This is a genomic window from Paenibacillus sp. ALE3, assembly GCF_054113405.1.
Genome location: NZ_CM134214.1, coordinates 882,757 through 902,592, shown reverse-complemented (window position 1 = coordinate 902,592; position 19,836 = coordinate 882,757). Strand labels below are relative to the sequence as shown.

Annotated in this window: 15 protein-coding genes; all 15 read right to left on the bottom strand. The window is 47.7% G+C overall.

Going from position 1 to position 19,836, the window contains the following annotated elements; all coding sequences use genetic code 11:
• Positions 1-7: 7 nt before the first annotated feature.
• The gene (locus ACXHJ2_RS04115; RefSeq protein ID WP_013372679.1) at positions 8-2,674 is read right to left on the bottom strand and encodes a valine--tRNA ligase; all 2,667 of its coding nucleotides are present in this window, start codon (positions 2,672-2,674) and stop codon (positions 8-10) included.
• A 435-nt stretch (positions 2,675-3,109) separates the two neighbouring features.
• Positions 3,110-4,441, bottom strand: a complete 1,332-nt coding sequence (locus ACXHJ2_RS04110) for a LysM peptidoglycan-binding domain-containing protein (RefSeq protein ID WP_165081765.1) — start codon at positions 4,439-4,441, stop codon at positions 3,110-3,112.
• A gap of 125 nt (positions 4,442-4,566) precedes the next feature.
• Entirely contained in the window at positions 4,567-5,478 is a 912-nt protein-coding gene (locus tag ACXHJ2_RS04105; RefSeq protein ID WP_165081763.1) for an RluA family pseudouridine synthase, read from the bottom strand.
• Positions 5,475-6,779 carry a glutamate-1-semialdehyde 2,1-aminomutase gene (gene hemL, locus ACXHJ2_RS04100; RefSeq protein ID WP_165081761.1) on the bottom strand — a complete coding sequence of 435 codons (1,305 nt, stop codon included), beginning with the start codon at positions 6,777-6,779 and terminating at the stop codon, positions 5,475-5,477. Before hemL ends, ACXHJ2_RS04105 begins: the two co-directional genes overlap by 4 nt.
• A 31-nt stretch (positions 6,780-6,810) precedes the next feature.
• Positions 6,811-7,809, bottom strand: coding sequence for a porphobilinogen synthase (hemB, locus tag ACXHJ2_RS04095; protein WP_013372683.1), 999 nt, complete (start codon positions 7,807-7,809; stop codon positions 6,811-6,813).
• A gap of 48 nt (positions 7,810-7,857) precedes the next feature.
• Positions 7,858-9,414, bottom strand: a complete 1,557-nt coding sequence (gene cobA, locus ACXHJ2_RS04090) for a uroporphyrinogen-III C-methyltransferase (RefSeq protein WP_165081759.1) — start codon at positions 9,412-9,414, stop codon at positions 7,858-7,860.
• A gap of 4 nt (positions 9,415-9,418) precedes the next feature.
• Entirely contained in the window at positions 9,419-10,345 is a 927-nt protein-coding gene (hemC, locus tag ACXHJ2_RS04085) for a hydroxymethylbilane synthase (protein ID WP_165081757.1), read from the bottom strand.
• A 1-nt stretch (position 10,346) separates the two neighbouring features.
• A complete protein-coding gene (locus ACXHJ2_RS04080; protein ID WP_113050805.1) occupies positions 10,347-10,994 on the bottom strand; it encodes a precorrin-2 dehydrogenase/sirohydrochlorin ferrochelatase family protein in 648 nt (215 codons plus the stop codon).
• An 8-nt stretch (positions 10,995-11,002) separates the two neighbouring features.
• Positions 11,003-11,830 carry a cytochrome c biogenesis protein CcsA gene (gene ccsA, locus ACXHJ2_RS04075; RefSeq protein ID WP_016818412.1) on the bottom strand — a complete coding sequence of 276 codons (828 nt, stop codon included), beginning with the start codon at positions 11,828-11,830 and terminating at the stop codon, positions 11,003-11,005.
• A gap of 16 nt (positions 11,831-11,846) precedes the next feature.
• A complete protein-coding gene (hemA, locus tag ACXHJ2_RS04070) occupies positions 11,847-13,241 on the bottom strand; it encodes a glutamyl-tRNA reductase (protein WP_017427411.1) in 1,395 nt (464 codons plus the stop codon).
• Between the two features lie 248 nt (positions 13,242-13,489).
• Entirely contained in the window at positions 13,490-13,888 is a 399-nt protein-coding gene (speD, locus tag ACXHJ2_RS04065) for an adenosylmethionine decarboxylase (protein ID WP_025678464.1), read from the bottom strand.
• Positions 13,889-14,154: 266 nt separating this feature from the next.
• Entirely contained in the window at positions 14,155-14,742 is a 588-nt protein-coding gene (locus ACXHJ2_RS04060) for a non-ribosomal peptide synthetase module (protein WP_165081755.1), read from the bottom strand.
• Between the two features lie 287 nt (positions 14,743-15,029).
• Entirely contained in the window at positions 15,030-15,641 is a 612-nt protein-coding gene (gene yihA, locus ACXHJ2_RS04055) for a ribosome biogenesis GTP-binding protein YihA/YsxC (protein ID WP_013372691.1), read from the bottom strand.
• Between the two features lie 18 nt (positions 15,642-15,659).
• The gene (lon, locus tag ACXHJ2_RS04050) at positions 15,660-17,996 is read right to left on the bottom strand and encodes an endopeptidase La (RefSeq protein WP_025678468.1); all 2,337 of its coding nucleotides are present in this window, start codon (positions 17,994-17,996) and stop codon (positions 15,660-15,662) included.
• A 110-nt stretch (positions 17,997-18,106) separates the two neighbouring features.
• Complete coding sequence (lonB, locus tag ACXHJ2_RS04045; protein ID WP_016324658.1) at positions 18,107-19,834, bottom strand: ATP-dependent protease LonB; 1,728 nt, start codon at positions 19,832-19,834, stop codon at positions 18,107-18,109.
• Between the last annotated feature and the right edge of the window lie 2 nt (positions 19,835-19,836).

The window sequence follows — 19,836 nt, the reverse complement described above, 5'->3', positions numbered from 1 at the left end:
AGTGAAATTATCCCTTGAGTTCTTCAATACGTGCGATAACTTTAGCGCGCTTATCTGAGTAATCGGCTTGCTTGGCCTTCTCTTCCTCGATGACTTTGGCTGGTGCCTTTGCCACGAAGCCTTGGTTGGAGAGCTTTTTCTCCACGCGCTCCACTTCACTGTTCAAATGCTGAAGTTCTTTTTCGAGTCTGCTAATTTCCTGGGCAATATCTAGCAGTCCGGCTAACGGCAGGTATAGCTCTGCGCCGCTAACAATAGATGTCATGGCTTTATCTGGAGCGGTGAACTCTAATCCCGCGTCGAATTCAGACGTATTACAGAATCGACGTACATACTCCCCATTGCGGTTAATGATATCAAGAACGGCTTGATCGCCGGGTTTTATGAGCAATTCAATTTTTTTACTCATCGGCACGTTGACTTCAGCGCGGATATTGCGCACAGCACGAATCACGTCGATCAGCAAATTCATTTCAGCAACCGCATCCTTATCCTCGAAAGCTGGATCGTAAGCAGGCCAAGCAGCCAGTGTGATCGTTTCTCCCTCATGCGGAAGATGCTGCCATATTTCCTCGGAGATAAAAGGCATGAACGGATGAATCATGCGCAGTGTCCGATCCAAAACATAGGCAAGGACGGATTGTGTTTTCTTTTTCGCCTCTGCATTATCGCCATATAGGGAAAGCTTCGCAAACTCAATGTACCAGTCGCACAAATCATCCCAAATAAAGTTGTACAGAAGGCGGCCTGTCTCACCAAATTCATAAGCATCTATTAGACGCGTGATGTCGCGTGAAGTTTCGTTTAGACGGTGCAGAATCCAACGATCAACGGTGCTCAAGTCACCGGTAATGTCTATATCTGCCGCAGTGACGCCTTCCAGATTCATCAGCGCAAAACGTGATGCATTCCAGATTTTATTGGCAAAGTTACGCGCCTGCTCCACACGTTCCCAGCGGAAACGAAGGTCTTGTCCAGGCGTGCTGCTGGTGGAGATCATATAACGCATAGCATCGGTACCATATTGTTCGATCACGTCGAGCGGATCAACACCATTGCCCAGGGATTTGGACATTTTTCTTCCGTCCGCGTCACGAACCAGACCGTGCATAAGTACGTCCTTGAACGGAATCTCTTCCGTAAATTCCAGCGCGGTAAAAATCATACGCGATACCCAGAAATAAATAATGTCGTAGCCTGTAACTAGAACATTAGTCGGATAATAGCGTTTGAGATCCTCTGTCTGCTCAGGCCAACCCAGGGTCGAAAACGGCCACAAAGCAGAGCTGAACCAAGTATCGAGTACATCCTCATCCTGTTTGAGCTTTCTACCGGCATATTCAGGCAAAGTGGTAGGGTCCTCCGCCGATACAATCACTTCTCCGGTTTCTTCATCATACCAAGCCGGAATACGGTGTCCCCACCATAATTGACGGGAAATACACCAATCTCGCACATTTTCAATCCAATGCAGATAAGTACGCTCAAAGCGATCCGGCACAAAGTTTACACCGTTGCCAGCCTTCTGTGCTTCAATCGCCTTAGCCGCCAGAGGCTTCATTTCCACGAACCATTGCGTGGACAGATAAGGTTCTACAACTACACCTGAACGCTCACTATGGCCTACTTGGTGTACATGCTCTTCAATACGAATTAGTACACCCTGCTCTTTCAAATCAGCGACGATTTGCTTACGGCAATCGCTGCGATCCAGTCCCTGATATTTGCCTGCTTCAGCATTCATGGTTCCCGTCTCGTCCATCACCGTAATTTGTGGCAACTGGTGACGTTGTCCCATTTCAAAGTCATTCGGATCGTGAGCCGGTGTGATTTTAACAGCGCCGCTACCGAAATCTTTATCCACATAGTCATCCGCAATGACCGGAATTTCACGCCCGATGATTGGAAGCACAAGCGTTTTGCCGATCATTTGCTTGTAGCGTTCATCTTCCGGATGTACAGCTACAGCCGTATCGCCCAGCATCGTTTCAGGACGTGTGGTGGCTACAGTAATAAATCCGCTACCGTCTTTCAGTGGGTATTGCAGGTGATACAGATTTCCATTCACCTCTTTGTATTCCACCTCAATATCCGACAACGCAGTACGTGCAGCAGGGTCCCAGTTAATGATGCGTTTACCGCGATAAATCAGGCCCTTTTTGTACAGTTTAACGAATACTTCGCGTACCGCTTTGGACAGTCCCTCATCCAATGTAAAACGTTCACGGGAATAATCGAGAGAAAATCCCATTTTTTCCCATTGGTTGTGGATATTATCCAGATAAAGATCCTTCCACTCCCACACTTTTTCCAAAAACTTCTCACGGCCCAAATCATAGCGAGTCAGGCCTTCTTCACGCAGCTTCTGCTCTACTTTTGTTTGAGTAGCAATACCTGCATGGTCTGCCCCTGGCAGCCACAAGGCATCATAACCCTGCATCCGCTTGGCGCGGATAATAATATCCTGCAAAGTAAAGTCAAGAGCATGTCCAATATGCAACATACCCGTAACATTGGGTGGTGGAATAACGATTGTAAAAGGCTCTGCCTCTGGATGTTGCCCGGCGCGGAAATAGCCCTTCTCCATCCACGTTTTGTACCATTTTTGTTCTGCTGATTTGGGATCATACGTTGTTGGCATTTCCAAGGTTGTCTTGTTGTCTTGTTCTGACATATCAGGATACCTCCATGATTTTTCAATTGGCAAATAAAAAAAGCCCTTCATCCTCAAAGGACGAAAGGCTGTTCTCTCGCGGTACCACCTTTGTTTCACCCCTAGTGTATGTATCCACTGATCCATTACACATGGTGTGACACTTTATGCAGATAACGGTTGCGGACCGGCCTTATTCTACCGTGAACCTCTTACCTTCCGAAGGAATGAAATGAGGAACCGTTCAAACAGGCGACTCCCGGGTGACTTCGGCCAGTAGCTTCCTGCGGAACCTCACAGCGCTGCAATTCCACTCTCTGAAGGGCTTGCTGCCTACTCTTCCCGATCTCAGTCTTTCAATAACTATACCACATCATACATTTCCCATTGACTATAGTCAACACCCATTTCTCATTGACGATAGTCAGCACTTCGTCGCATGTTTCAGCAACCGAATCAAGGGATGTACAATACTTGCCCTTCTTCTACATGATGCTCTGCCAATCTGTTATACAATTGTAGCTCCCGTGTGCTGAGTTGATAACGGTCTGCTATCGTTTCCAGTGTATCCTCGCGCTGTACAATGCATAACCTTACCTTGCGGAAAGGCGTTTCATCCTGTGTATGGAAAAAAAGATTTTTCCACTTGGCATCCTCACGCTCTTCGTCGACTTTCTGATCCTGACCTTGCGGTTCATGTTCCAGCTGCTGCTGGTGTTCCGCTTCTTTTACCGAACGGCTGGATTGAAGCAATGATGAGTAGACAACCGGGTCCGGCTCGTCTGCTCCTTCATCCTTTTTACTGTTAAAAGCCACGCGCATCTCTGGCTTTTCCTCAGTAAAGGTATCATGAAATTCATGGTTTACCTGTTCTGACGCCTCAGGCCTGAAGTCAAAGTCATTCCCCTGACTTGCTTCCAACTGCGGCTCCAAATAAATCTCCGACTCTGTGTCAGAATGCGGCTCCGACAGCAAAGAGTCGTATGCTACATTGGGAGATGTAGAAGATACTTTAGGCTCATCTCCTACCGTCCCTACTGCCTCTTGCTGAATTCCCCACACTTCCGGTGACTCCTGCTCATGCTTCACTTCGGAAGAACTGTCTTCAATTGCTTTTCCCGTCCATGGCTCATAATATCGATTCGGATCTACTATCGGGTCATAAGTCTGCTGCTCCAATGATGACTTCTGTTCAAGTTGATCCTCTGACGACTGTTCCCAGTACGCTGACTCCTGTTGCGCTGCTACTGTGTATGATGTTTCCGAGTCTGTATAGTTGTTGAATGCCGAGTCTTGGGTAGAATAGGCCTCTTCGTGACGATGCTCCCCATCGCCGGAAAGAGATGGAGCCGGATGCTCAGGCGCATGCACTACAGTAAACTCCTCATCCAGCCAAACCGCTGTCTCCTCTGCATGAGAGCTTTCCACCCCATGCAAAGAAAGAACCCCTGTAATGTTTAGACTGCGTAAAGAGAGCAGGTCCACATCAAAATTTTCTATCTCCACGGAGATATCTTCCAATCTTCCTACCCGATTTAGCGGAATGGTAATTTCCACAGGGATCAAATGATGAAGCTCGCTCGTGATCTGTTCAGGTGTGCGGTACACGCCCTCCAGCAGCAAATGCCCTCGCAAAGCGGCATGGTCGCCGTGGGTTACAACCTGAATGCGTGGCAGAAGCTCAATTTCCTCCAACTCGGCAATCCCGGCAGCTTCCTCCGTCAAATGAATGCGTTCATAAATATCAAAACGCAAGCCTTGCGGCTGATCATTCTGTTGTTTATTCAAGGATGGCATCCTCCTTTGGGCAGCCTCCGCACATCCTCTGACTCGTGTCAGGCGCACGGAAACTCCATATTGCAAACCGTTTCTAGGTTCAAGTATATGCGCCAAAATAGAAGGCATGCCATCTTTTATAGCTGTTTGTGCAGCTTTTGAAAATCATCCGGCCAAGCATCCTCGACGATAATCGTTTCGCCGCTCAGCGGATGATAGAAGGTAAGGCGCTCTCCGTGAAGGGCCTGTCTGCCAAAATCAGCAGCACGACCGCCGTATAATACGTCCCCAAGTAAAGGATAGCCAGCATGACTAAGATGTACGCGTATCTGGTGCGTCCGACCTGTCTCCAGCGTCAGATACACAAGACTGACCGCACTCGGACCACTACCCGATACTTCTCCAACTTCCACATGGGTAACCGCCTTCTGTCCAGTTGGGGATACACGGCGGCGCTGTTTATGATGCCTATCCTTGCCAATCGGCCAATCCAACGTCCGCAGCGATGGAGGTACTTTCCCTCGTACCAAAGCTACATAACGACGACCGATGTCCTTAGCTCGCATTTGTTCGTCCAGCTTGAGCAACGCAAATTCATTTTTGGCATAAAGCACCGGGCCTGTCGTGTCCACATCCAGACGATGTACATGCCGTACTGCTGTATGAATGTCGTTGATTTCATAATAGGATGCGACAGCATGATCCAATGTTAGCGGACCATCCTTTACACCACCGTCTGGATGGACCGCCATCCCCGCTGGTTTGTGTACAACCAAGCAAAAATCATCCTCGTATAGTATCTTCAAATCATACCAACGTGGGATGACGCCGAGGTCCACTACAGGAAAAAGGGCCAGCCGCAGCCGGTCCCCTGTAAGTTCAATCCCTTTTTCATGCCGTAGCCTGCGCCACAGCTTGTCCGGTAATCCCAGACGGTTCAGCAACCAGCGGTCCACAGCTTCAGCGCGATTTTTATCAGTTGCAATTTCTCGCCCTGGTGTGACTTCCAGCCACGGTCCTCTTCTTTTCCAGCTGCCTTTCCAACTCATAGACGTTTGAGCGCGCGATAGTTCGCTTCAATGGTCGCATCAATATCCTCAACGGTATGCACACCTGATACGAACATGCCCTCAAATTGAGATGGAGCTACACTAACGCCCTCATTCACCATTTCAGTAAAGTAACGGCGGAAGTGGTCCTGATTACTTGTTTTAGCAGTGTCAAAATTGACAACCTTCTCGTCTGTGAAGAACGGACACACCATAGAACCTACACGGTTAATCGTGACAGGAATCCCCAGCTCTCGCGCGTTACGTTCGAATCCGGCCTGAAGCCGTGCTGCCCGTTCTTCCAGACGATCATATACTTCTGGTGTCAGCAATTTAAGCGTCGAATAACCTGCTGCCATAGCCAGCGGATTTCCGCTCAGCGTACCCGCTTGATAGATCGGGCCAGCTGGCGCAATTTGCTCTAGAATGTCGCGACGTCCGCCATAAGCACCTACGGGCAGGCCACCACCAATGACTTTGCCTAGACACGTAAGATCCGGCGTCACACCAAAGCGCCCTTGAGCGGAATGAAGTCCCACCCGGAATCCAGTCATCACTTCATCAAAAATCAGCAGACTTCCGTACTGCTGGGTTACCTCACGCAAACCTTCCAAAAATTCAGATTGTGGCGGTACAACACCCATATTGCCGGCTACCGGCTCGACAATAATTGCAGCAATCTCTTCGCCAAATTTCTCAAAAGCCAGCTTCACCGACGCCAAATCATTATAAGGGACGGTGATTGTATGTGTGGCCACGACTTCAGGTACACCTGGACTATCGGGTAGACCTAGGGTCGCAACACCAGAGCCTGCTTTAATTAGCAAGCTGTCCGCATGACCGTGATAAGAGCCTTCAAATTTAAGGATTTTGCTACGCTTCGTAAATCCACGCGCGAGTCGGATCGCACTCATCGTCGCCTCGGTTCCCGAGTTGACCATGCGAACAATGTCCATAGAAGGAACACGCTCACATACGAGCTTAGCCATTTCCGTTTCCGCCAACGTTGGGGCTCCGAAGCTGGTTCCTTTTACAACAGCAGCCTGTAAGGCTTTAACCACTTCGGGGTGCGCATGGCCCATAATAAGCGGTCCCCATGAACACACGTAGTCTATATAGGATTGACCGTCGATATCATATACACGCGATCCTTCCCCACGATCGATATATACCGGCGTTATACCTACGGATTTAAAAGCTCGAACCGGACTGTTCACGCCACCCGGAATATATTGTTTTGCCTCATCAAAGGCTGCTTTGGAACGCGTATCCTTGCGTACCGTTCGTTGTTCGTCGATCATTTTAATCACTCCTGTCTTCTGAAAAGTACACTTATTGCTTCAACCATCTTGCCGCATCCTTGGCAGAATAGGTAATAATCATATCTGCACCGGCACGCTTCATGCTTGTCAGAATCTCCAGCACCATCGCTTTTTCATCAATCCAGCCTTGAAGAGCTGCTGCTTTGACCATTGCATATTCACCACTGACGTTGTAAGCCACCATAGGCAAATCAAATTGGTCCTTAATGGTACGCATTACATCCAGATAAGAAAGAGAAGGCTTCACCATCAGCATGTCCGCACCCTCCATCACGTCAGACTCCGCTTCCCGCAACGCCTCACGTGCATTGGCAGGGTCCATCTGATAGGATTTGCGGTCACCAAACTGCGGCGCAGAATCAGCAGCTTCCCGGAAAGGACCATAAAAAGCAGACGCATATTTGACGGAATACGACATAATCGGAATATGTGAAAAACCTTCCAGATCTAGTCCTTGCCGAATCGCCTGTACAAAACCGTCCATCATATTAGAAGGAGCGATAATATCTGCACCGGCTCTCGCCTGAGAAACGGCTGTACGTACCAGCACCTCCAGAGATTCATCATTCAATACTTCACCGCATACCTCACCATCATGCTCATGCATGTGCACCATACCGCAGTGTCCATGGTCCGTAAACTCACACAAGCAAGTGTCTGCCACGACCAGCAGTTCGGGATAACGTGACTTGATCAAACGAGTAGCTTCCTGAACAATACCGTTGTCCACAAAAGCTGAAGTCCCTACACTGTCTTTGGTTTCTGGTATGCCAAACAGGAGCACAGCAGGAATGCCAAGCTCACTAATTTCTTTCAGCTCTTCTTCCAGCCGATCCAAAGAAAAACGGTATACGCCTGGCATGGAGCTAATCTCCTGTTTCACTCCAGTACCAAATGTTACGTAGATCGGTTGGATAAAGTCTGCCGGATTCAATACCGTTTCACGCACCATGCTGCGAATGGCAGCCGACTGGCGCAAACGACGATGTCTAGTAAAAGGGACACTCATAGTTACAAACCTCCATTTTTTTATACATTCATTTGTAAAAATTAAAATTTATAATGTCATAACCGTACTTGATTGTTTCCAGTCACATAGCGATTGAATTAGACTTTCAATGGTCGCCTTCTCTGACATCAAACTGACAGTCAAGCCAGCTTGGGTTGCTGTCTCACCAGTCAAGGGACCGATCACAGCGATCGTAACTCCCTCCAGCAGGGAGACTGGATCACTGATCCCCATTTGTCTGAGGGCTTCCAGGAAAAAGGTTACGGTTGAGGAACTGGTAAAAGTAATCGCATGAATGGCACGCTCCTCCAGCAACTTGAGCAGTTCATCATCCTGTGTGTTGGCCGCCAGCACCGTTTGATACAAATCAGCCTCGGTCACACGAAGTCCCATTTCCCTCAGCTGATCTGGCAGCCAGGAGCGAGCGAGATCACCTCTTGGAAGAAATACGTTTTGCCCTGCTTGCAAATCTTGCTCAAACGCTTCAAGTAAACCCTCTGCCTGAAAAGGACCTTCGATCTGTTCTGCTACAATTCCGTGCGCCCGAAGCGCGTCTGCTGTAGCTGGTCCGACCGCGGCAATACGTGCTTTGTATAGCGAACGTACATCCTTGCCCTGTTCCTTTAAGTGAGTGAAAAAGTACTCCACTCCGTTAACGCTGGTAAAAAACACCCAGTCATATTCAGGAAGCCGCGCAAACGCCTCTTTGATTTTCTGTTTTGCCAGCTCGTCCGAAGGGACGACGGTCTGGATAACTGGGAACTCATAAGGTTCGCCTCCAAGCTCCTCAATCCGGTGAACCAGACTACTGGCCTGCGCGCGTGCGCGAGTAACCAAAATTCGCTTCCCGAACAAAGGCATATCCTCTGCCCATTTTAACTGTTCACGCTGATTGACCACTTCTCCTACAACGATGACGGCGGGCGGTTGGAAATTCGCTGCCTTCACCTTGGCTTCAATATCCGCCAGCGTGCCCACTAGCGTATCTTGCTCGGCGCGGGTCCCCCAACGGATCAATGCAACTGGAGTATCGGACGGCTTACCGTGCTTTATCAGCTGATCACTGATATAGCCGATCTTCGCTACACCCATCATAAAGATCAGTGTCCCCGTTGCGTTCGTTACTTTATCCCAATGAATACTTTTATCGAGTTTATCCGGACTTTCATGACCTGTAATAATAGACAGCGACGAAGCCATATCCCGATGTGTAACGGGAATGCCTGCATAGGCAGGCACGCTGATAGCTGATGTGATGCCAGGTATGATTTCATAGGAAATGCCGTGTTTACGCAGCAGCCCGGCTTCCTCGCCGACTCGACCAAAAATGGTGGGGTCTCCCCCTTTGAGCCGGACGACTGTCTTTCCTTCCAAAGCTAAATCCACCAGCAGCTGATTAATTTCTTCTTGCTTCATGGTGTGACGATCTGGCAGCTTGCCGACATATATTTTTTGGGCCCCTGGCTTCATCAGCCCCAAGAGGCGAGGGCTTGCCAGTCTGTCATACACAATGACATCGCCCAGTTGAATGCACTCCCAACCCTTAACCGTAATTAATCTTGCATCTCCGGGTCCTGCACCTACTAAATATACCTTTCCCACCATTCCATTATCCCCTCACCTGCGCCAGAATCTGTTCCGCTCCTTTGGCTATCAAACTGGCCGCCACCGCTTCTCCCAGCTTCTGCGGATCATTTCCCTGGAGCGTTTCCTTCAAAATAACCTCGCCATCTGGCGAGCCTACCATCCCTGTGAGGCTGATTTCTTGACCAGCCCAGACTGCATGAGCGCCGATTGGCACTTGGCATCCCCCATTTAACACACCCAAAAAAGTTCGTTCTGCCTCAACCGTAGCCGAGGTATCCTGGTGGTTGTAGAGACACAGCAATGCCAACAGCTCTTCATCGCTCGCACGGCATTCAATACCGAGCGCTCCCTGTCCCACTGCCGGCAAACATGCCTCCTCTGGTATATAGGACGTAATTCGGTCTTTCCAGCCCATCCGGTGCAAGCCTGCTGCTGCCAAAATGATGGCGTCAAAACCTTCCGTCTCCAGCTTTTTCAGACGGGAATCAATATTGCCACGTACTGGCTCCAATTGTAGATCAGGACGCATGGACTTGATTTGACTGGCTCTGCGCAAGCTGCTTGTGCCCACCTTGGCTCCTGGAGGCAAATCCTCCAGACTCTTGGCGCCCAATGTAATTAGGCAATCGCGTGGGTCCTCACGGCGCGGTACAGCGCCATTGACAAGACCTTCCGGCAATTCGGACGGCATATCCTTCATACTATGTACTGCCATATCAATCTCACCAGCCAGCATGGCCTGTTCAATCTCTTTGACAAAAAGTCCTTTGCCACCCACTTTGGACAAGGTTACATCCAATATTCGATCACCCTTGGTCAGGATTTTTTTGACGACAAATTGTAAATCCAATCCATGCTCCGCGCACAGCGCATTCAAATCCTCAATGACATGCCCGGTCTGAGTTAACGCCAGAGCGCTCTGTCTGCTGCCTACCACAATTGTTCGCATGTTATTCCTCCTGATTTTGCGCAATCCATAGATCTATTTCTTTTTCGGTCCAAGCCATAAATTCATGACGTCGTATCTGTTCCAAAATTCCGCTACTCGCCAAGCGTCTTAATAGTTTGGTCCTTTGCTGTGGGGAACTTATCTTACGTTTGATGACCTGTCGCATATCGTGCATAAAATCCAGATAAGGCTCATATTCACTACCGAACAACGTATCCAAGGCTGATGTAATATCAGCGGTCACAGCGGGGCCTGCCCCTTCGGTGGAAATACTAATCGTCAGTCTCCCTCGTCGGATGATGCCCGGCGTTATAAAATCTCCCTCTTCCGAGCGATCCGCCACATTTACCAGTATACCCCTTTGTCTGGCCTCATGCGCAACCTTATTATTCACTTCTCTCTGGTTCGTAGCGGCATATACAAGAAAGGCTCCCTGGAGGTCACCCTCGCGATATACGCGATTTACCCAGTGGAGCTGCTTGTGATCGGCCAGGATCTGCAAATCCGGCGTTATATTCGGGCTAATGACGGTAATGGATGCCCCACTTTCCATCATCCCCTTAACCTTTCGTTCTGCAATCCTGCCGCCGCCTACAACACAACAGAGCTTATTGTTACAATTCAACGAAATCGGGACAAAATGCTGCAAATGGCTTTTCACTCCCCCGTCCACTGATGAAATACAGACCAGGAATTCAGCAAAAAATTAAGAATGAGTAGCGTGTAGCCAACCAAAGACCACTTTGCCATGACCAGGCCAGAACGCTGGTTCAATCTTTTGCTCACTAAAAATACAATATACACGCATAAGGCAATCGCTGTCATCAGCACTTTGGTATCTAGTAAAAGACGCCAGCGTTCCTCGGCAATAATAGAAATAACAGCCACAACAATAGAAACTCCCAGCAAAGGAGTACCAATTAACAGCGCCATATGTGTATACCGATCCATCATTTCCAGACTCGGCAGGCGCTTGATCGTGTCATTCCATTTCTTGACTTTCAATTTACGATGCAAAAACAGATACAACCCCGAAAATACAGCCGCTACCGTCATCGCGACAAAGCCAAGATTAGCCAGCGCAATATGAATCAGAAGCAGCCCATGTACGGTATGCCAATTTCCAAGCGGGTTGTCGATCGGCTCCATCCATATATTGTTAAGCACAAGAACAGCAAAACTAATGATATTAAGCAGCAACACCGCAAATTCCGATCGCTGATAACGTGACAGAATCAAAGAAATCAGTACCAGGATAAATGAGAACAGAAACAGAAAGTCGTAGGTCACAAAAATAGGAAGATGCCCTTCATTCCAGGTTCGCATTCCCATAAAAACAAGCTGGAGCATTACAACGACAATAAGAAGCCCTGTACCTGTCCGTTTAGCATTCGCATTGCGACGAATTCCATCCGAAAATACAAACAGAAGGCTCAGGGCAAAAACATAAATCATTGAATCATATATAAGCATGCCTGAGGCCACGTCTGTTCACCCACCTTTACAGGCTGGCCGGCGCAAACGACGCTGGCAAAGCCTGAGCCTGACCGGTTTTTCCATGAACACCAGCCTCCGGTTTTATTAACGCAGATGCATCGCTTTTATCTACTTTCTGAGCGGCGTCCTCCAAACGATCCTCCAGAGCAAAAATGTGGCTAAACATGTCTAGCGCCTCATTTCCCTGCTTTTGGACAGCCAGTTCCTTAACCCGATTGATCGGATCATGCATCATCTGATTCAGCATACTCTTTGTCAAACGGCTTATCACTTTACGCTGCCGTTCATCCAGCTCGGGAAGCTTGTTATACAAGCTTTCCAGCGTATCCTGATGTATAGACTCCGATTTTTCCTGTAATGCACGAATCACCGGACGCACTCCCATCGTTTTCAACCATTGATAAAACTCGCTAAGCTCATCTTCAATCATATGCTCGATTTTTGCAGCTTCAGTACGACGCATTTCCAGATTGCTCTCCACGATCCCTTCCAGGTCATCAATGTCATATAGGAAAACATTCTGCAATTCGCCAATAGCTGGGTCCAAATCGCGCGGAACCGCGATATCAATCATAAACAAAGGACGAGACTGACGACGTTTCATACTGGCTTCGACGCGATTGCGATCCAGAATATACCCCTGAGCACCAGTCGAGCTAATCACAATATCCACATCCGCCAACCGATTTATGCCTTCCTCCATCGTAACTGGCGTTCCGTTAAACTTGGAGGCCAGATCCTCGGCGCGGGACAAAGTTCGATTTGCTACAATAACCTCGGCAGCTCCGCCGCTGTACAAATGCTTAACGGTAAGCTCGCTCATTTTACCGGCACCGAGGATCAGTACCTTTTTATCCGTAAACATCCCGAAAATCCGTTTGCCCAGCTCAACGGCTGCATAGCTAACAGATACGGCGCTTTCTCCAATAGACGTCTCCGAATGGGCACGCTTGCCCAATGTGACGGCCTGCTTAAACAACATATTAAACCACGTTGCTGTAATTTTTTGAGATTGAGCCTGAAGAAAAGCATTCTTTACCTGTCCCAAAATTTGTGTTTCTCCGATGACCATAGAATCCAGACCACAAGTCACACGGAACAAATGCCGAATTGCCTGCTCGTCCTCATATATATATAAATGTTGTGTAAACTGATCACGAGGAATACCAAACCATTGTTCCATAAAACTGCGTATAAAATAACCGCACATGTGAAGGCGGTCGACCACAACATATATTTCAGTCCGATTGCAGGTTGCGACAACTACGCCCTCCAACACACTTTTGGTAAGTTTGAGTTGCTCCAGCGCTTTTGGCAAATCCTGTTCTGCAAATGTAAACCGTTCTCTGACTTCCACAGGCGCCGTACGATAATTCAACCCAACAACGACGATGTGCATTGTAAAATTCACCTGCCTAAACTGTAATAAGAATACTCATTGTTATCATAAACTATGTTAATTATATCACAGAAGTCCGAATCCCCTTCGGCTGTTTTATGAATTGTTTATGAAAATTGGATAGCTTTCATAAACATCCAGCACGTTCTGTATGATTTAGTTTAGTTTGAACTACTTTTAAAACAAATAACCATGGAATTGTTCCATGGTTATAATATAGGACGCACAAAAGGCTCCATAAAAAAGATTTATACCAACTCAGCCAACTTGCACTTCGGTGATTCCACCTGAAGTTCTCCCAAGCCGCGAATCAGCTTCTTCGCATATGTTTTTTTCGGTTTTAGAACGGATACCAGGTAATCAATAGCCAGCTGCGGATCAACAGTCTCACCGCAAGTATAACAATCAATAGCGGCAAACCCTCTCTCAGGATACGTATGAATAGAGAGATGACTCTCCGACAACAGTACAAGCACGGTAGCTCCCTGTGGTTCGAATTGCTTGGATTGAACGGACATCACCGTTGCTCCGCAAGCTTCAGCAGCTTCAACTAATTGAGCCTCCAGAAACTGCGCATCATTCAGTAATTCAAACTCAACACCCCAAGTATCTACGGCAACGTGTCTTCCGAAAGTTGAGTATTCCAATTCCATCTTTCGGTTCCCCCTTCCTAGGAATAAAATGTTTGAAAAAAATTTCATCCGCTAGGACCTACGTCATTCACTTCTCCGAGGGATAACCTCTCGCAACATTCAATGTCCTGAGTGAATCCTGGTTCCTATATTCATTTTCAACGAGATTAAAAATAACATCTATGTGCAGCAAATGCAATCATTTTTTTGGAATAAAAAAGCCCCTTTCGGCAAAGAAAGGGACTACACTGTATAACAATTCATTCCATATATTCAGCCTTTTAAGCTTCCAGTGCAAATAATTTGGAGCAACTCATCCGAAGCTTATGGTCAATCTGTTCCAGCTCAGAGAAAGTACGCGCCAAATTCCGCTCGTCAAGTAACGAATTAATGAGGTTGTATATATCTGCTATTTCATTTTCGACGTTCTGATGTTGAAAAAGCTGCTGCAGTTCTTGCACTGTATTTCTATATTCAAACACCAGCCTAGAGCCTTCCGCATTCTTTTCCATAATTTTGCGGACCGCACCTTCATTATAAAAATACACCATAGTGAATCCTTGATACATGCGGTAAACAATACCTTCACCCTTAAAGCGAACAAATAGTTGGCGTATAAACAGGGTTAGCTGTGGATGAACTAAGCGGCAAGTTAATTCACAAACAAACGCTCCCTCTTTGGCTTCAAAAAATAAATGAACTTCCTCACCCGCAATATGCTCTATAACAATTTCCTGTCTTCCGTTATCCAGAACTTTAATGCGGTAATGCACCTGGGGATCATCCACTGCCTGCAAAAATTCGTCCATTTGGGTTTCTGACAAGGTCAAAGTGGTTTTTACATACTCTGTGGCTAACCGCTGTGCCATACCAATCTCCTCAATTCTTTCCTGAACCTTTAGTGTAAGCTTTATACTTTATTATACATCAGACCTGTTGCGCTTTCTTGCGTATCAAATCATAAATATCCGCCATTCATCGAAGATAAACGGAAAATACCGTAATCGCAGCTGTATTATCCTCCATATGCTCACTTTTATGCTTAAATCCCACGATTTCCTTTGTTTATTATATATTATTCCTACCCTTTTAGTGAGTTTAATGTTTTTGAATCCAACATCATAAAAAAAAGGCGCCCTTAAGGACGCCCCTAACCTTACAATTCCGTCTGCTCTTCGTCGTCATTCTCGATATAACTGGAGATAACCGACCACAGCTCTTCCTTGCCCATGCCTTCTTCGGATGAAAAGGGGATAAACAAACCCCCGGGAAGTATTCCAAGTTCCTGCTTGATTACCTTATAGTGCTTTTCTCGACGTGTTTTAGGGATTTTATCTGCTTTTGTACCTACAACACAGACAGGAAGCCCGTTATGGCGCAGCCAGTCGTACATCATGATATCATCCTTGGACGGTGGGTGGCGCAAATCTACCATTTGTAGCACCAGCTTGAGCGGCTCACGTTCCAGCAAATAAGACTCAATCATTTGTCCCCAAGCCTTACGTGACGTTTTGGATACCTTAGCATAACCGTAACCGGGAAAATCGACAAAATAGAGCTCATCATTAATCCGGTAATAATTGAGTTGCTGAGTTTTACCCGGCGTAGAACTGGTACGCGCCAAATTTTTACGGTTAATCATCCGATTAATCAGTGATGATTTTCCAACATTGGAGCGCCCCGCCAGAGCAATCTCTGGCAAAGCGTCCACAGGAAACTGATCCGGACCAACCGCACTTATTATAAATTCTGCTTTTGTTACTTTCATTGTGTCTTTAATTCCTCTCTAATGTACCCTTGCCTGCTCAACCAAAGCATGCTTTAACACCTGATCCATATGGGCAACGGGGACAAATTCAACATCCTGCCGGATACTGTCGGGAATATCCTTCAAATCCCGTTCATTATCTTTGGGAAGCAGAATTTTTTTGTAGCCTGCCCGATGGGCAGCCAGCGATTTTTCTTTCAAACCACCAATCGGCAATACGCGACCGCGCAGGGTAATTTCGCCCGTCATCGCTACATCCTTGGATACATGACGGTTGGTCAAAGCCGAAATTAATGCAGTAGCAATCGTGATTCCGGCAGATGGGCCATCCTTCGGAATTGCTCCCTCAGGAATATGAATATGGATATCATTTTTCTCATAGAAATCCAATTCGATGCCCAGATCGACTGCTTTGGAACGAGTGTAGCTGAATGCCGCCTGCGCGGATTCTTTCATAACGTCTCCTAATTTACCCGTAAGGATCAGTTTCCCGCTCCCAGGCACGACCGTCACTTCAATCATCAGTGTTTCACCACCGACCTCTGTCCACGCCAAGCCTGTAACCGTACCGATCTGATCCTCCAGTTCTGCTACACCGTAACGGAATTTGGCGATACCCAAATAATCTTTCAAATTATCCGGTGTGATTTCAATCGGTCCTTCGCCACCGGATACAACTGACTTCGCCGCCTTGCGGCATAGAGAAGCCATTTGCTGTTCAAGATTACGCACACCAGATTCACGGGTATATTCACGAATGACACGCAGCAGCGTATCCTCCCCAATAACCAACTGTTCCTCTCCCAAGCCATGCTCTCTCTTCTGCTTGGGCAGGAGATACCGATTGGCAATTTCCAACTTCTCCAGTTCGGTGTAACCGGGAATATAGAGCGTCTCCATACGATCCATCAGCGGACGCGGGATATTATGTGCAGCATTGGCTGTCGTTACAAACATCACGTTGGACAGATCAAACGGCAACTCAACAAAATGGTCACTGAATGTGTTGTTTTGTTCAGGATCGAGCACTTCGAGCAATGCCGCCGATGGATCGCCCCGGAAGTCGGAGGCCATTTTATCAATCTCATCCAGCAAAAAGACTGGATTAGATGTTCCTGCGGTCTTCATTCCCTGAATAATCCGACCCGGCATCGCGCCAACATAAGTCCGGCGGTGACCACGGATTTCTGCTTCATCTCGCACACCTCCGAGAGAGATGCGGACAAATTCCCGACCCATGGATTTGGCAATCGAGCGAGCCAGCGAGGTCTTGCCGACTCCTGGCGGACCTACGAGACACAGAATGGGTCCCTTAATGGTCTTCACCAGTTTGCGCACGGCCAAATACTCCAACACCCGCTCCTTGGGCTTATCCAGCCCGTAATGGTCGTTATCGAGTATTTCTTCTGCTTTGACAATATCAAGATCATCATCGGTGAACTTGTTCCACGGCAAGCTTAACAGCCAATCGACGTAATTGCGGATGACACCACCCTCGGCAGAGCTTGCCGGCATTTTTTCCAGACGGTCAATTTCCTTTTCGACCTTCTCCTTCACCGGAACCGGCAACTCTCGTTCACTTAGCTGGTTGCGTAGTTCTTCAACTTCTCCTGCGCGACCTTCCTTCTCACCAAGTTCCTTCTGAATCGCCTTCATTTGTTCACGCAGATAATACTCCTTCTGCGTCTTTTCCATCTGCTTCTTCACACGCTGGTTGATTTTACGTTCCAGCTCCAGCACTTCACGCTCATTGTTTAAAATATCTAGAAGCTTCTCCAGACGCTGAGTTACGTCGATCGTCTCCAATATATCCTGCTTTTCCTTAATTTTGAGCGTCAAATGGCTTGTGATCACATCAGCCAGGCGTCCTGGCTCCTCAATATCAGATACCGCAGCGAGAGTCTCCGGTGTTACCTTTTTGGACAAATTGATATAATGCTCGAACTGAGTTAATACAGTGCGCATAAGCGCATCCGTTTCAGGCTGCACATTTTCTGCCTCGTGCAGTTCCTTCGCCATTACCTCGTAATATTCTTCATTGTCCGTATATTGAATAATCTCAGCACGTTCCAGCCCTTCCACCAATACTCGAATGGTTCCGTTGGGAAGCTTGAGCATTTGGCGTACTTTGGCTACCGTGCCGACTCGAAAAATATCCTCTTGTGTGGGTTCTTCAATATTAACTTCTGATTGAGAACACAGGAGAATCAAATTGTCTTCAACCATCGCTTTTTCCAAAGCCTTGACCGATTTTTCCCGGCCCACATCGAGATGCAGAACCATGCTCGGGTAAACCAGAAGTCCTCTTAAAGGCAGCAAAGGAAAACGACGACCTTTTGTCTTGGTGGGTCCCATCGCTTTCGCACCTCCAGTGATTCTCAGGTTCCGGATTTTACAATCCTCACGTTGCTATCTTTCATATTTTATCAAATGTTTTATAAAAAAACCAATGAAAGACTAGTTCATTAGCAAGATCCTGTATCTGAAATCGTCCCATTATGCGTTCCATCCGCCTGTAACAAGGAGGACTGGGATGGGCGAAAAGTCTCAATTGGCGCATGTACAGGCGCATCCGTCGTCATCTCTTCTCCGAACACATGACGGAACACTTCGGTCACCGACTGTACAGGGATGACTTTTAGACCTTCAATGCTATCAAAAAGAGCTTGCCAGTTGTCCTGCGGAATGATCACTTTTTTGGCTCCAGCCTGAAAAGCAGCTTCGACCTTGGCTAATACGCCGCCAATCGGCTTGACTCGGCCATGGATGCTAATCTCGCCAGTCATGGCAATTTCATGATCCACCGGAATTCCCCGCATTGCAGAAGCAATAGCTGTTGCCATTGCAATCCCTGCCGACGGACCATCTACTGGTGTCCCCCCAGGAAAATTGATATGCAAATCGTAATTGGAGGGGGATAAACCGAGCGTACGCAAAACAGTCAGAACATTTTCCACAGAGCCTTTAGCCATGCTCTTACGACGCAGTGTTCGGGAGTTACCTCCGATCTCTTCTTCATCTACAACGCCCGTAATATTATAGCTTCCCTTTCCTTCGGGAACCGGAACCGCAGTAACTTCAATTTCCAGCAGCATGCCCATATTCGGACCGTATACAGCTAATCCGTTAACGAATCCGATTTGCGGCAAGCCCGGTATTTTTCGATCAGGACGGGGTTGAATTTGGCTGCTACCCGCTACCCATTCCACGTCCGAAGCATCGAGTCGTTCCCTTTTCTCGGTAAGTGCCAAACCAGCAGCAAGCTGGATCATATTGACTGCCTCCCGGCCGTTGGTCGCGTAACGCTGTACAACCTCTACTGCCTCTGGACAAGGACCAAAGCCTAGCTTGTGTACAGCATCTTCAGCAATACGAGCAATCTCCTGCGGCTGCAGGGCACGGAAATAAATTTCCATGCACCGGGATCGAATAGCAGGTGGCAGCTCATGCGGTGAACGGGTCGTCGCACCAACCAAGCGGAAATCCGCTGGCAAACCGTTTTGGAAAATATCGTGAATGTAAGCAGGCGTATGCGAATCTTCAGAATTGTAATATGCACTTTCCAAAAATACCTTTCGATCCTCCAGCACTTTCAACAGCTTATTCATCTGCGTTGGATGCAGCTCGCCAATCTCATCAATGAACAACATCCCTCCATGAGCCTTCGTTACAGCTCCGGGTTTAGGTTGAGGGATACCTGCTACACCCATCGCTCCTGCCCCTTGGTAGATTGGATCATGAACTGAACCAATTAACGGGTCCGCAATACCACGCTCGTCAAAACGGGCCGTTGTGGCATCAATTTCCGTGAATTTAGCATCCCCTTTGAACGGGGAGGACTGATTCTTCTTGGCCTCTTCCAGCACCACACGTGCGGCAGCCGTTTTCCCTACACCAGGGGGGCCATAAATAATGACATGCTGCGGATTCGCACTGCATAACGCCGCCTTGAGCGCACGCAGCCCGTCCTTCTGACCGACGATATCCTGTAACGTGGCAGGCCGTGTGCGTTCAGCTAGCGGCTTAGTAAGTGAAATAGAGCGCAATTTGCGCAACTTATCCAATTCCTTCCGAGATTCCCGATCCACCGCACTACGGTTCGTTTTCTGGCTCCGTAGAAGGTTCCAGAAATACAGACCAATAACAATCCCGAAAAACATTTGCACCAATAACAATATCATAGTCAAGTCCATCG

Coding starts and splice junctions, on each gene's coding strand:
- lon (WP_025678468.1), bottom strand. CDS start 17,996: ATGGGACCCACCAAGACAAAAGGTCGTCGTTTTCCTTTGCTGCCTTTA.
- hemB (WP_013372683.1), bottom strand. CDS start 7,809: ATGAGTGTCCCTTTTACTAGACATCGTCGTTTGCGCCAGTCGGCTGCC.
- hemL (WP_165081761.1), bottom strand. CDS start 6,779: ATGATCGACGAACAACGAACGGTACGCAAGGATACGCGTTCCAAAGCA.
- ACXHJ2_RS04060 (WP_165081755.1), bottom strand. CDS start 14,742: ATGGCACAGCGGTTAGCCACAGAGTATGTAAAAACCACTTTGACCTTG.
- ACXHJ2_RS04115 (WP_013372679.1), bottom strand. CDS start 2,674: ATGTCAGAACAAGACAACAAGACAACCTTGGAAATGCCAACAACGTAT.
- hemC (WP_165081757.1), bottom strand. CDS start 10,345: ATGCGAACAATTGTGGTAGGCAGCAGACAGAGCGCTCTGGCGTTAACT.
- ACXHJ2_RS04105 (WP_165081763.1), bottom strand. CDS start 5,478: ATGAGTTGGAAAGGCAGCTGGAAAAGAAGAGGACCGTGGCTGGAAGTC.
- yihA (WP_013372691.1), bottom strand. CDS start 15,641: ATGAAAGTAACAAAAGCAGAATTTATAATAAGTGCGGTTGGTCCGGAT.
- lonB (WP_016324658.1), bottom strand. CDS start 19,834: ATGGACTTGACTATGATATTGTTATTGGTGCAAATGTTTTTCGGGATT.
- cobA (WP_165081759.1), bottom strand. CDS start 9,414: ATGGTGGGAAAGGTATATTTAGTAGGTGCAGGACCCGGAGATGCAAGA.
- hemA (WP_017427411.1), bottom strand. CDS start 13,241: ATGCACATCGTCGTTGTTGGGTTGAATTATCGTACGGCGCCTGTGGAA.